The organism is Pantoea sp. CTOTU49201, from assembly GCF_032054795.1.
In the GTDB taxonomy this organism is placed as follows: Bacteria; Pseudomonadota; Gammaproteobacteria; order Enterobacterales; family Enterobacteriaceae; genus Pantoea; species Pantoea symbiotica.
In genome coordinates this window covers 1-12,841 of the sequence record NZ_DAMBSA010000094.1, presented here as the reverse complement: position 1 = coordinate 12,841, position 12,841 = coordinate 1, and the positions used below count along the sequence as shown (strand labels likewise).

The following is a 12,841-nucleotide window of genomic DNA, read 5'->3' as shown; positions in this document are numbered from 1 at the left end:
AACGCCAGCCGACTTGCTGCAGCAAGATCCGCTGGCGTTGTTTGATACGTTAGGGCTGCGTGTGCAGCTGAGTGCCTCGCGCAGCAGCGGCTTACAGGCGCTGGCGGATGCGGTGCAACGCGCTGCACGTCAGCATACTCAGGCCGTTTGACGCGCCGCCTTCGCCAGAAACTTCTTCAACGCGTGGGAAACCGCCACAAACCCGAAAGTGGCGGTCACCATGGTCGCCGCGCCAAATCCTGCGGCACAATCCATCCGTTTCGGGCCTTCTGCGGTGGAGCGTGAAGTGCACACGCTGCCGTCCGGCTGCGGATACATCAGCGCTTCCGTCGAGAACACGCAGTCGATACCGAGCTTGCCTTTGCTGTTCTTGACTACGCCGAAATCCCCTTTCAATCTCTCACGCAGCTTAGCCGCCAGCGGATCCTGAATGGTTTTCGCCAGATCGCTAACCTGGATCTGCGTGGGATCGATCTGGCCGCCCGCGCCGCCGGTGGTAATCAGCGGGATCTTGTTGCGACGACACCAGGCAATCAATGCGGCTTTGGGGCGCACGCTATCAATCGCATCAATCACGTAGTCGAAACCCGCCGATAACAGTTCGGCGGTATTCTCCGGCGTGATGAAGTCATCGATACAGATCACTTCGCATTCCGGATTGATGGCGCGCATACGTTCCGCCATCACTTCGGTTTTCGCCTGGCCCACTTTGCCCTGTAGCGCATGAATCTGGCGGTTGGTATTGGTGATACAGACATCGTCCATATCAATCAGGGTGATTTTACCGATGCCGGTGCGCGCTAACGCTTCCGCCGCCCACGAACCCACACCGCCAATACCAATCACGCAAAAATGCGCGTCGGCAAAACGCTGCAACGCGTCCTGGCCATAGAGACGCGCCGTGCCGCCAAAACGTTGTCGCCAGGCGTCGCTTACTACTGTCATAACCAAACCTTTCCGCTAAAACGGGACATTAATTAGAACCTAACAGCAGCGAACCGTTGTTGCCATTTTGTGGGTTGCTAAACACCGGCTGACCGGTGCCCGGCGCGGCTTTCAGCACCCAGACGCGGCCATAATGGTTGTAGAAACCGGCCAGATGCGCCGCATCGGGGCCAACGCCCTGATAGATATCGAAGTGCTGGCCTTTAATCGCGCCGCCCACGTCCAACGCCACCATCAGGCGCATCTCATATTTGCCATTAAACTTACCCTTCTCGTTCAGCTGCGGCACTTCCGCTAACAGTACGGTTCCGGCTGGAATCAGTGAACGATCGGAGGCAACAGAGGCTTTGGCAATCAACGGGACCGCGCTGGCACCGCGTACCGGCACATACTCTTCCGGCTTAAAGAAGACAAAAGATTGGTTGGTTTCCAGCACCGAACGCACTTCCTGTGGCGAATGCTCTTGCGCCCACTGACGAATCGCCTGCATCGACATATCTTCACGCTTCACTTCACCGCGATCGATCAGCTCTTTACCAACGCTGTGGTAAGCCCAGCCATTTTTGCCGCCGTAACCAAAGAAGCGCAGCGGACGACCATCACCAAAATCAACGTAGCCGCTGCCCTGCACATCCATCATGAAGTTATCGATCAGCGAGTTGCTGTAGGCAATGATGTAGCGATCGTCGAGCCCACCACTATATATAGAAGCGCGACTCGGCAGCTTCTGTCCGCGCGGACGCGGCGGCATACGATAAATCGGATACTGGAACTCGCCCTGACGGGTATAGCGCGCTTCCACGACTGGCGTGTAGTAGCCGGTGAATTGCACGTTACCGTAATTGTCGGTGCCTTCCATCTGGTAGGCATTCAAACCAAACTGATTAAGCTGACGCGTATCGGCACCGGACAGCAGCCAGTTTTGCACCGCGCTGTAGGTGCCGTTGTTGCGCCCAAACAAGCCGGACGAGGCGGTTTGAATCTGCACCACCTGATCGCCAAAGTCTTTACCGTTCACCGGACGCCCTTTGGCGTTCGGCTGATTGACCAGCCCGAGCGGTTGCTCCAGCTTGCCATCTATATATTGTTGACCGCGGTCGGTCGGTTTGGAACTACAGCCCGCTAACAGCGCGATAAATGCGCCAGTAAGTGCATACTTCGCCCAATGTCCTTTCATAACCTTCTCTTTTTATCGATTGTTTGCCCGGCGAAGATAGCAAAGGGACAGAGAGATTGAAATCTGCCCTAAGCGGTCAAGCTCACATCTGTACAATAATTCGCCCGATGGCGAGTTTATTCATCAACTGACTGTAAATTTGGCGTTTTGTCTCAAAAAGGGGTTGCATCGCCGCGCGTCCAGAGTATAGTGCGCATCCACGGACGCGGGGTGGAGCAGCCTGGTAGCTCGTCGGGCTCATAACCCGAAGGTCGTCGGTTCAAATCCGGCCCCCGCAACCAATTGTCTTAAGAAGAATACAATGTGAAAAGTCGCTTAATGCGACAGACGGACGCGGGGTGGAGCAGCCTGGTAGCTCGTCGGGCTCATAACCCGAAGGTCGTCGGTTCAAATCCGGCCCCCGCAACCAATCATTTAAACACCTTAACGGGTGTTTTTTTGTTTGTGCGCCATTTTCCCCATGATTATTTCGAACTGATGACACTTCCATTCCCCATTGGTGGTCTATTAAACAAATTGTTATGAAGTTGAATTATTATAACTTTATGAAATTTATAGTTAAGCCACTAAAGTTAAAACTCAACTTTTTCGTTATTTTTTATCAAGACAAATCTCAAACACGATATTACGATTTGCAGTAACACTGCATGCATTGATAACGCATAGGGCGCTATCGTTGCACAGTGAGAAATATAAAATGGCGTATTCAAACAAATATTACTCTTCCAGTTATTACAGTAATTTATGGCCGCGTCCACAGTTCAAAAATGGCGAAGTAGTAGTGGATGATATTCGTCATAAAGTGGGAAATGAGTGGAGTTCAATTGCACCAGGATCAACGGAAAACACGGGAACTTTAAGTTTATCTGGCTTTGCATTTGCCTACGCAACCATTGAAATTTACGACAATGGAAAACTCATTAAAACAGTGGAAGCGGGTAGACTTGGAATCTGGAATGCTAATCTGTCAGACATTCTAACTACTGGCGAGCATAACTTCATGGTTAAACAAGCGGGCTATGGTTTTGCGCCAGGTGCCCCTATCAATATATCTATCGAAGGGAATAACGGCGTTATTCCTGTCGAAATCACACAAGTCTATGATGATGTCGGCATTCATAAAGGTATCATTGAGCAAGGCAAAACCACCGATGATTCGCGTCCAACCTTTAGCGGAAAAGGTCCTGCAAACTCGCTGGTAACGCTTGTCAATGAAAGCAACAATGTTATTGCCCAGGGCTACAGTGATAACTATGGCAACTGGAAGATCACACCAGAATTTGATATTGCTGATGGCAGCCATAATATCCGCGCATTCGTTAATGGCAAATTTAGCTCAGATTTCAATATCATCATTGATACCGCGCCTGCTCAATATCCTGTAACGTTCACGGGTGCCTTTGATTATTTAACAGCAAGCACTATTCCTGAGAATGGTGTCACCAGCGATTCACGCCCAGGTTTTTCAGGTGAAGCATCACCTAACTCTTATGTTTATTTATTCATTGAAGGCAGCAATGAGCCTATTGGTGGTTCGGTCACTAACGGCTTTGGCAAATGGACCATTACACCATTTAAAGATCTGGCTGCAGGCACACACACTTTTGAAGTTCGAGTGAATGGTGAAACCGCTAAATATACATTGACCATCGGTGCAGATTCTTCAATTGAGCAACCGCTGGTGATTGATCATCTCATTGACGGTCAATCATTCGATATCATCCCTGAGAATGGTCAGTCTTCAGATACCACTCCATGGATCAGTGGTAAAAGTGAGCCTTTCGCGAATGTTGTCTTATTAGAAGGTTCAAAATTCATTGGTTATGCGCAGGCTGATGCCAGCGGTAAATGGATTTATGAAATAAGCAGTGAGCTTGAAGCGGGTCAACATCTCCTGACCGCACACTCAAATAACCAGGTTAGCGAGCCATTCGCCTTCAGCATCGCGGCACCGCAGGCATCCGGTGGTTACTGGGGTTGGGGCAGCTTTAGCGTTAATGCGGTTACCGATGTTTATGACACTAATGACCAGCCAGAAATCGCTGCCGGTAAAGCATTCAACCAATTCTCTCTGAATGAATTGTTGATCAACGAAGAAGCATCGCTCTTCGCCGAGATCAGCGAGCAGCAAGAAGCACCAGCACTGATTCTGACCCAGGTAGAGTTGAGCACAGAAAGCCTTTCTACCGGCGTAGAACTTAACTCAAATTCCTTCACATCATCAATCACGGAAGAACCGCAGTACGCGCAATACGCGTAAGTCCCGGTTTGAATGAAACTCAACGGATGGCATATGCCATCCGTTTTTTCATTATCTATGCGCCAGCGCCGCACCTTTATCAAAATAGGCCTTAATACCATGCAGAATCGCCTCAGCCACCTGATGCTGATAGCGCGATGTGCGCAACTTGCGCTCCTCTTCCACATTACTGATAAACGCGGTTTCCACCAGAATCGAGGGAATATCCGGCGCTTTCAGTACGGCAAATCCCGCTTGATCGACCGTGCGCTTGTGCAGGTGATTGATATGCCCCATGCGCGACAGCACCTCTTTGCCAAACTTCAGGCTGTCGCTAATGGTTTGCCGCTGCACCATGTCGAACATGGTGTGGTCGAGATAGCGATCGCCGCTCATGCTGACGCCGCCAATCAAATCGGCCTCATTCTGCGTTTGCGCGAGGAAGCGCGCCGCTGCAGAGGTAGCGCCGCTGGTTGAGAGCGCAAACACCGATGAACCGCGTGCGGCACGGCTGGTGAAGGCATCGGCGTGGATCGAGATAAACAGATCCGCGCGCTGCTTACGCGCTTTTGCTACGCGGACACGCAGCGGGATGAACACATCCTCATTGCGCGTCATATAGGCTTTCATGTTGCGCTCTTTATCGATCAGCGCCTTTAGATAGCGACCGATCTTCAACACGATATCTTTCTCACGCGTTTTGTATTTGCCATGCGCGCCAGGATCTTCACCGCCATGTCCGGGATCGATCATGATGATAATCGGGCGATCGCGCCCCGCTTTCCCCGGCAGCGCCGCCTGCACCGGCTGATCGCGCTCAAGATCGCCCTGATTGTAATCCTGCAGTAATGCCAGTAGCGGATCCTCTTCCCGTGATTGCTGATTGGGATAGAGATCGACCACTAAGCGGTGCTTGATGCCCGCCACCGGCGCCAGGGTGAAAGTCTTAGGTGCCGTGCTGCGCTTCAGTTCCAGCACCAGTCGTACCGTGTTGGCATCAAACTGGCCGACGCGTGCAGTTTTGATGAAGGGATCGTCCACACGCACCAGTTTATCGACTCCTTTCAGAACCGGATTGATGTGCATATTTTCAATATCAATAACCAGACGATCGGGATTACTCAGCGTGAACTGCTTGTACTTGAGGGGAACGTTTGATTCCAGTGTAACGCGGGAGTAAGTCGATGATGGCCAGATGCGCACCGCCACAATATGCTGGCTGGCAGCCAGCCCGGTGCGCGTGACGCTCAGCATTAATAGTGCGCCTACGCCCTGTAATAATCGTCGTCGTGTGAAAGCTTCGGACATGCCGCTCCAACTGCTGTGTTATGTCTAAAAAATCGTCACTTGATGGCAAGAAAGTGAAAACTTTGTTCGATGAGAATTGTCTTGTCTTGCCGGAAAACCCAGATAATGCAGGCTGTTAGCGCGTGTTGCATCAGGAAAATCGTAAAGTAACGTCAGGCCCGACGCTTGCAATAAGTAGTAAAAGAGCATAAAAATACGAAAATTACGAATAAACATGCACAGAGGGCTTTACCGTGAAGGAACGCAGTACAGAACTGGTTCAGGGTTTTCGCCATACCGTTCCCTATATAAATACCCATCGTGACAAGACCTTTGTCATCATGTTGGGTGGCGAGGCCATCGAGCATGAGAACTTCTCAAGCATCGTTAATGATATCGGTCTGCTGCATAGCCTCGGCATTCGCTTAGTGGTGGTTTATGGTGCGCGTCCGCAGATTGACGCCAACATGGCCCAGCAACAGCTGGAACCGATTTACCACAAACATACGCGCGTTACCGATGCGCAGTCACTTGAGTTGGTAAAGCAAGCCGCAGGTCGTTTACAGCTGGATATCACCGCGCGTCTGTCGATGAGCCTCAACAACACGCCCCTGCAAGGTGCGCACATTAATGTGGTGAGCGGCAACTTCATCATCGCGCAGCCGCTGGGCGTCGATGATGGTGTTGATTACTGCCACAGTGGCCGTATTCGTCGTATTGATGAAGAAGCGATTCATCGTCAGCTGGACAACGACGCGATTGTGCTGCTCGGTCCGGTGGCGGTTTCTGTTACCGGCGAGAGTTTCAACCTGACGTCTGAAGAAGTGGCGACGCAGCTGGCGATCAAGTTGAAAGCCGAGAAGATGATTGGTTTCTGCTCCGAACAGGGTGTGACCAATCGCGAAGGCGCGATTATTTCTGAACTGTTCCCGAACGAAGCCCAGGCGCGCATCGATGAGATGGAAAGCGATGGCGATTTTCTTTCAGGCACCGTGCGTTTCTTACGTGGCGCGGTAAAAGCCTGCCGCAGCGGCGTGCGTCGCAGCCATCTGATCAGCTATCAGGAAGATGGGGCGTTGCTGCAAGAGCTGTTCTCGCGCGACGGTATCGGTACCCAGATTGTGATGGAGTCAGCCGAGCAGATTCGTCGCGCCAACATCAACGATATTGGCGGCATTCTTGAGTTGATTCGCCCGCTGGAGCAGCAAGGGATTCTGGTGCGTCGTTCTCGCGAGCAGCTGGAGATGGAGATTGATAAGTTCACCATTATTCAGCGCGATAACCTGACCATCGCCTGTGCCGCGCTCTATCCGTTCCCGGATGAGCAGATTGGTGAGATGGCTTGTGTGGCGGTGCATCCGGATTATCGCAGCTCGTCGCGGGGTGAGCTGTTGCTGGATCGCGTGGCATTGCAGGCGCGTCAGATGGGGCTGAAGAAGCTGTTTGTGTTAACCACGCGCAGCATTCACTGGTTCCAGGAGCGTGGCTTTACGCCGGTGGATATTGAGTCGCTGCCTGAGAGCAAGAAGCAGATGTATAATTATCAGCGCCGTTCAAAAGTGTTGATGGCGGATTTGGGTTAAGTGCGGTTGGTGTGGTTGGTCGCCATAAATGGCGACCCTACGAAAAGCCATTCACCCGTAGGGTCGGCATTCATGCCGACCTGGCCAATTACCGCACCATTCCTTCCATATGCCGGCATTCACGCCCACCGGTTTTACTCCCCGCTCAACCGCTCCAGCAATCCGCTGCGGCGCTGGGTACGCAACTGCACAGCGCGACGGAACACGCTGTCATCGCTATACAACGTCAGCTGCTTACGTGCGCGGGTAATCGCGGTATAAATCAGTTCGCGCGTTAACACCGGCAGAAACTGTGCCGGCATCACCAACGCCGTGTGATCAAACTCCGAACCCTGCGATTTATGCACCGTCATCGCCCACGCGGTATCGTGCGTCGGCAATCGGCTCGGCTGCACCGCTTTAATGCTGCCGTCCGGCAACGGGAAGAACACTTTCAGCAGACCTTCCTCGTCAAACAGCGTAATGCCGATATCGCCGTTAAACAGGCCCAGCGCACTGTCGTTGCGCGTCACCATTACCGGACGTCCCTGATACCAGCGACTGCCGCCGGTTGGACGGCGAATCAGCTGCAGCTGCATCAGCTTCTGCTCAATACGCTGGTTCAATCCCTGCACGCCAAACGGCCCTTCACGCAGCGCGCACAGCAGCTGATAACGGCCAAATGCTGCGATAATCTCAGCAGGATCCGCGCGTTGGCTAATGAGTTTCAGGAAAGGCTGATAACCGGCGGCAATCTCCGTCAGCATCGCCTGATACGCATCAGCATCCTGCAAAGGTTGACGGCTGATATCGCTGAACCCGGCCTGGAATGCCGCTTCAACCGCCTTTGCATCACCGGCGTTAACCGCTGCGGCCAGCTGGCCAATGCCGGAGTTGGCGTCAAAGCGGTAGCTTTTACGCAGCAGGCAAATCGCATCGCGCACGGCGGGCGCGCTGCTGTCATCAATGCTGACGACCTCGCTGCCGGTGAGCGCGCTCAGTTGCGCAGCACGCATCGGGCTGTATCCGGCTTCGGCACAGCGACAGATATCACCGAGCACCGCGCCCGCTTCCACCGATGCCAGCTGATCGCGATCGCCGAGGAACACCACGCGCGCCTGCGCTGGCAATGCGGCAATCAGATTCGCCATCATGCCGAGATCGACCATAGAGGCTTCATCCACCACCAGCACATCCAGATGCAGCGGATTCCCGGCGTGATAGCGCAGGCGCTGCGTTTCCGGCTGCGCGCCCAACAAGCGGTGCAGCGTGGTGGCATCGGCAGGAAAGCGCTGCCGCTCTGCCTCGCTCACCGGCAGCTTTTGCAGCGCCTTGCCCAGCGATTCGGTGAGACGCGCCGCCGCTTTGCCGGTCGGCGCAGCCAACTGAATACGTAACGCGCCTTCGCTAAGACGGATCAGTGCCGCCAGCAGTTTTGCCACCGTGGTGGTTTTTCCGGTTCCGGGACCGCCCGAGATCACCGCAGTTTTCTGCGTCAGCGCCACCGCAGCGGCAATCTTCTGCCAGTTATCCGGCTCGTTGCCAAACAGCTGATCCAGCACTTGTCGCACCTGTTCAGGAGCAAAAGCTTGTGATGTTGATTGAGTCTGGAAGAAATGCGCCACTTGCCCTTCGTTGTGCCAAAGGCGATGCAGATAGAGACGATCTTCGCTCAGCACGATGGGCGCCGCTTGCTCGCTGCTACTCAGCGCCGACCAGCCGCTTAAAATTGCAGGCCAATCCTGCGGTTCGCCTGCCGCTTGCCAGATGGACTGCGCCAGCTCCGCATGACGCCCTTTAAACAGGTTGTCGCGGCTTAGCTGTGATAACGGCAGACAAACATGCCCATCTCCCGCTTCCGCGCTCAGGCAGGCTGCCAGCAGCAAACGCGCCGGTTGCTCGTCATCGGCCAGCAGTTGGGCGAACTGGACATCCAGCGAACGCAGCAAACGCAGCTCAGCCGCCTGCGCTAATAGCGTGGTCATACCGCTCATGCTGTCGCTCCCGGCCCGCGAAACAGGCTATCCAGTTGTGAAACAAAATCGAAAGTCGGACGGGTATGGAACACGCCGTTGTCTGGCGAACTGCCATCCATGCCACGCAGGAACAGATAAAACACGCCGCCGAAATGCTGCTCATAATCGTAATCCGGCACGCGATGTTGTAAATAGCGGTGCAGCGCCAGCGTGTAGAGTTGGTACTGCAAATCGTAGCGGTGGTCGATCATCGCCTGCGCCATTGCCTGCGGCGTGTACGCTTCATGGCTGTCGCCGAGCCAGTTGGATTTGTAATCCAGCAGGTAATATTTGCCCTGCCAGCGGAACACCAGATCGATAAAGCCTTTCAGCATACCCTGCACCTGCCGGAAATCGAGCGGCGGAGCCTGCGCCGATAACGCATCCTGCGCAATTAACGCGCTCAGTTCACGCGCGGTCAGCACGTTGTCAATCGGCAGATAGAACGCCATCTCCACCAAACGATCGCTGCTCTGCACCTGCGCCAGATGAATGCCCTGCGCGTTAAGTGGCGTGCTCAATACGCGAGAAATCCACGCGCTGAGCATCGGCTGCCAGTGCAGCGGATAGCCGTTTTGCTGCAGATGTTGCGCCAGCATCTCTTCAGAAGGCGGCTGCGGGAAATCCAGCGATTCAAACAGCTCATGTAAAAACGTTCCCGGCGCAGCACCGCGTGGGAAGTGATGTGGCGTTAGCGCCGCTTCGCCTTCCTCTTCACGCTCCTCTTCGCCTGCCGCTTCGACATCAAAATTCGGCATCACCTCAAGCAGACGATGAGCACTGTGCTGCTGCAAACCGGAGTAACTGGTGACGCGCCACGGATCGGCCAGCACGCGCGTTACGGATCGCGCGCCCAATTCGCTATCGGCGATAGCCTCAACCTGCCAGCGCTCGGCTTGCATATCTTCTGCCAGCACCACATCGGTGCCCGCCGCGTCCATGTCATGCAGCAACGCACCGAGCTGTTCGGCCGTCGCCGCTTCGCCGCGTTGCAACAGAAAACCAAGCGCGCTTTTATGCAAATCGCTCTCGCCCTCTTTCTTGCGCGTGCCACGAAACAGCGGTGCCACACCGACGCTGCAGTGATAGATCGAACGGGTTAACGCCACGTAGAGCAGACGTAAATCCTCCGCCAGACGCTCCTGTTCGGCCAGCGCCAGGCTCTCCTCGTCGGCTTGCAGATCCAGCACCGCGTCAAAGTTCTCACGATCGTGATAGAGCGCGGTATCCGCCTCGCGGAAACCGGCGGCAAACGGCAGCCACACCAACGGATATTGCAGCCCTTTGGATTTGTGGATGGTGACGATCTGCACCAGATGGCGATCACTCTCGAGACGCAGCTGCTGGCTGGCGGATTGGCTGTCCGGACGCGCGATCTGCTGTGCCAGATGGCGTACCAGCGCATGCGGGCTATCCAGTTGTGCAGCCGCTTCCTGCAGCAGTTCGCCCAGATGCAGTAAATCCGTCAGACGACGCTCACCGTTCTCCGAGGCCAGCAGATTTTCCGCCAGCTGGCGCTCCAGCATCATCTCGCGCAGCATCGGCAAGACGCCACGTTGCTGCCACACCAGTTGCCAGCGGGCAAAGGTATCCACCAGTTCATCCCAGCCGCGCGCATCCTGATCCAACGCGTCCAGCTGCGAGGCATCAAAGGCAAACAGCGAGGTTGCCAGCGCGGTGCGCAGCATACGCTCCTGCTCCGGCGCGAGTACTGCCTGCAACAGCCATAACAGCTCACGCGCTTCCGGCGTGGTGTAGACGCTGTCGCGATTCGACAGGTAAACCGACGGAATTCCCAGCAGATTCAGCGCTTCGCGAATCAGGTTGGCTTCGTTACGGCTGCGAACCAACACGGTGATGTCAGAGGCTTGTACCGGCCGCAAATTGGGCGCTTTACCCAGCATCGCGCGCTGCTGCTGCCCGGTCTGCAGCCAGCGACTAATATCTGCGGCACACTGCTGCGCCATACGTTGTTGATAATCGCCAACGCTGCAGCCTTCTCCCGGCTGCAGCCAGAAGCGTAACGCCGCTTGCTCAACCTGATCGATGCTAAGAGACAACGGCTGGTTCGGTGGCGCGAACTGCACCGGCAGAAACGGGATCTCGGCGAACAGGAAGGGCGCGTCGAGGCGTGCAAACAGCTGGTTGACGCTGTTAACCATCGCTGGCGACGAGCGCCAGTTGGTGTCCAGCGTGTAGTGCGCACTGACTTCACTGCGCGCGCGGATATAGGTAAAAATATCCGCGCCACGAAATGCGTAAATCGCCTGTTTGGGATCGCCAATCAGCAGCAGCGCATGCGCTGGCTGATTGATATAAAGCGTGCGGAAGATGCGGTATTGCAGCGGATCGGTGTCCTGAAACTCATCAATCAGCGCCACCGGGAAACGCTGGCGAATCGCCTGAGCCAGCTGCTCACCACTTGGCTGTTGCAGTGCTTCATCGAGGCGGCTCAGCAAATCATCAAAACCCAACAGTGCCTGCTGACGTTTCTCTTTGCGCACCGCAGCGCGCACCTCTACCAGCGCGCGCGCAATCACCAGATCGCGCAGCGACAGCGGTTGGGCAAGGAAAGTGTCGATGGCGTCAAACACTGTGTGATGCGGCGGATTGCCCTTTTTGGTCTTCTCTTCAAGCATGCGCTGACCGAAGCGCGCCAGTTCGGCAGGCACCTGATAATCACGCGTTTCGCTTTGCGCCCAGAAGCTGACTTTGTTGACCCAAACCGGCAAATTTTTGCTGCTGTAGCTGCGCTTATCTACATCAGATTGCCCCACCAGCGTCAGCACCTCTTCACCCACCGCCAGCCACTGCGCTTTCATCGCGGCGATACGCGCCAGGTTTTCGCTGTGGCGCGAAGCCAGAGTTTCACTGTCGGCAGGCGGCAGACGCAGGCTGGGCGATTCGCCCTGCAACCACGGACGCAAGGTTGAAAGCAACTGCTCAGGGCCGCTCCATTCGCTGACAATTACGCGCGCGACATCCAGCGTCAGCGGATAGCAGTGACGACGCCAGAAATCGGCGGTCGCCTGGCGCAGCAGCAGTTGTTCATCCTCAATCAGCTGTTGTTCAAACAGCATGCCGGACTCAAAGGCGTTGAGATTCAGCATGCGCTGGCAGAAGCCGTGAATGGTAAAGATGGCGGCTTCATCCATCTGGCGTTCAGCGGCCAGCAGCAGCGAAGCCGCATCAGCGGGTTGCGGAATTTCCTGCAGCAGCTGCATCAGCATCGGGTTGCTGCTAACGCCGCGCAGGCAGGCGAGCCGCAGCTCGTGAATATTGGCGCGAATACGCCCGCGCAGTTCAGCGGTAGCAGCCTCGGTAAAGGTCACCACCAGAATCTCTTCGACCGACAGCGGACGCGAGTAAGCATGTTGTCCGCCCAATCCCAACAGCAGCCGCAGATAGAGCAGCCCGATGGTAAAAGTTTTACCGGTTCCGGCTGAGGCCTCAATCAGACGCTCACCGCGCAGCGGCAGCGTAAGAGGATTGAGCGATTCAGGTAGCAGACTCATTGCGCATCACTCTTCACGGGCAACGATTGCTGCAGCTTCTGGACCTCATCCCATGTAGTCCAGTCCGGCAGCTGTGCGTAGTCATCTTTGGTCGCGCCATC

At 55.1% G+C, this 12,841-nt stretch carries 7 protein-coding genes, 2 tRNA genes and 1 pseudogene; 5 read left to right on the top strand and 5 right to left on the bottom strand.

Translation table 11 applies throughout. The annotated features are described in order from the left end of the window. A pseudogene (locus RTY00_RS09170) lies at window positions 1-151 on the top strand (cysteine desulfurase sulfur acceptor subunit CsdE); the annotation flags it as partial. On the opposite strand, the gene tcdA reads toward RTY00_RS09170, so the two are convergent. Together tcdA and mltA are read right to left on the bottom strand one after the other, a co-directional pair. After that, window positions 139-945 (bottom strand): tRNA cyclic N6-threonylcarbamoyladenosine(37) synthase TcdA, encoded by an 807-nt coding sequence (tcdA, locus tag RTY00_RS09165; protein ID WP_101762004.1) that lies wholly within the window; start codon window positions 943-945, stop codon window positions 139-141. The pseudogene RTY00_RS09170 and the gene tcdA overlap by 13 nt on opposite strands. Window positions 946-973: 28 nt before the next feature. Further along, on the bottom strand, window positions 974-2,122 hold the full coding sequence (gene mltA, locus RTY00_RS09160; protein WP_008109581.1) for a murein transglycosylase A: 1,149 nt from the start codon (window positions 2,120-2,122) through the stop codon (window positions 974-976). A 204-nt stretch (window positions 2,123-2,326) separates the two neighbouring features. Between mltA and RTY00_RS09155 the strand changes: the two genes are divergently transcribed. The 3 genes from RTY00_RS09155 (at window position 2,327) to RTY00_RS09145 (ending at window position 4,382) form a co-directional block, all read left to right on the top strand. Beyond that, window positions 2,327-2,403 (top strand) — tRNA-Met (locus RTY00_RS09155). 51 nt (window positions 2,404-2,454) lie between these two features. Next, window positions 2,455-2,531, top strand: a tRNA-Met gene (locus tag RTY00_RS09150). Between the two features lie 288 nt (window positions 2,532-2,819). Then, complete coding sequence (locus tag RTY00_RS09145) at window positions 2,820-4,382, top strand: Ig-like domain-containing protein (RefSeq protein ID WP_312664196.1); 1,563 nt, start codon at window positions 2,820-2,822, stop codon at window positions 4,380-4,382. Window positions 4,383-4,433: 51 nt separating this feature from the next. On the opposite strand, the gene amiC is transcribed toward RTY00_RS09145, so the two are convergent. Further along, window positions 4,434-5,669, bottom strand: a complete 1,236-nt coding sequence (gene amiC / locus RTY00_RS09140) for an N-acetylmuramoyl-L-alanine amidase AmiC (RefSeq protein ID WP_312664195.1) — start codon at window positions 5,667-5,669, stop codon at window positions 4,434-4,436. Window positions 5,670-5,902: 233 nt separating this feature from the next. On the opposite strand from amiC, the gene argA reads away from it, so the two are divergent. Then, window positions 5,903-7,231, top strand: a complete 1,329-nt coding sequence (gene argA, locus RTY00_RS09135; RefSeq protein ID WP_312664194.1) for an amino-acid N-acetyltransferase — start codon at window positions 5,903-5,905, stop codon at window positions 7,229-7,231. A 134-nt stretch (window positions 7,232-7,365) separates the two neighbouring features. On the opposite strand, the gene recD is transcribed toward argA, so the two are convergent. Continuing rightward, window positions 7,366-9,204, bottom strand: coding sequence for an exodeoxyribonuclease V subunit alpha (recD, locus tag RTY00_RS09130; RefSeq protein WP_312664193.1), 1,839 nt, complete (start codon window positions 9,202-9,204; stop codon window positions 7,366-7,368). Next, window positions 9,201-12,740, bottom strand: a complete 3,540-nt coding sequence (gene recB, locus RTY00_RS09125) for an exodeoxyribonuclease V subunit beta (protein WP_312664192.1) — start codon at window positions 12,738-12,740, stop codon at window positions 9,201-9,203. Before recB ends, recD begins: the two co-directional genes overlap by 4 nt. Between the last annotated feature and the right edge of the window lie 101 nt (window positions 12,741-12,841).

Bases quoted from the DNA above. Each gene is read 5' to 3' on its own strand.
- recD (WP_312664193.1), bottom strand. From the start codon at position 9,204: ATGAGCGGTATGACCACGCTATTAGCGCAGGCGGCTGAGCTGCGTTTG.
- amiC (WP_312664195.1), bottom strand. From the start codon at position 5,669: ATGTCCGAAGCTTTCACACGACGACGATTATTACAGGGCGTAGGCGCA.
- tcdA (WP_101762004.1), bottom strand. From the start codon at position 945: ATGACAGTAGTAAGCGACGCCTGGCGACAACGTTTTGGCGGCACGGCG.
- RTY00_RS09145 (WP_312664196.1), top strand. From the start codon at position 2,820: ATGGCGTATTCAAACAAATATTACTCTTCCAGTTATTACAGTAATTTA.
- recB (WP_312664192.1), bottom strand. From the start codon at position 12,740: ATGAGTCTGCTACCTGAATCGCTCAATCCTCTTACGCTGCCGCTGCGC.
- mltA (WP_008109581.1), bottom strand. From the start codon at position 2,122: ATGAAAGGACATTGGGCGAAGTATGCACTTACTGGCGCATTTATCGCG.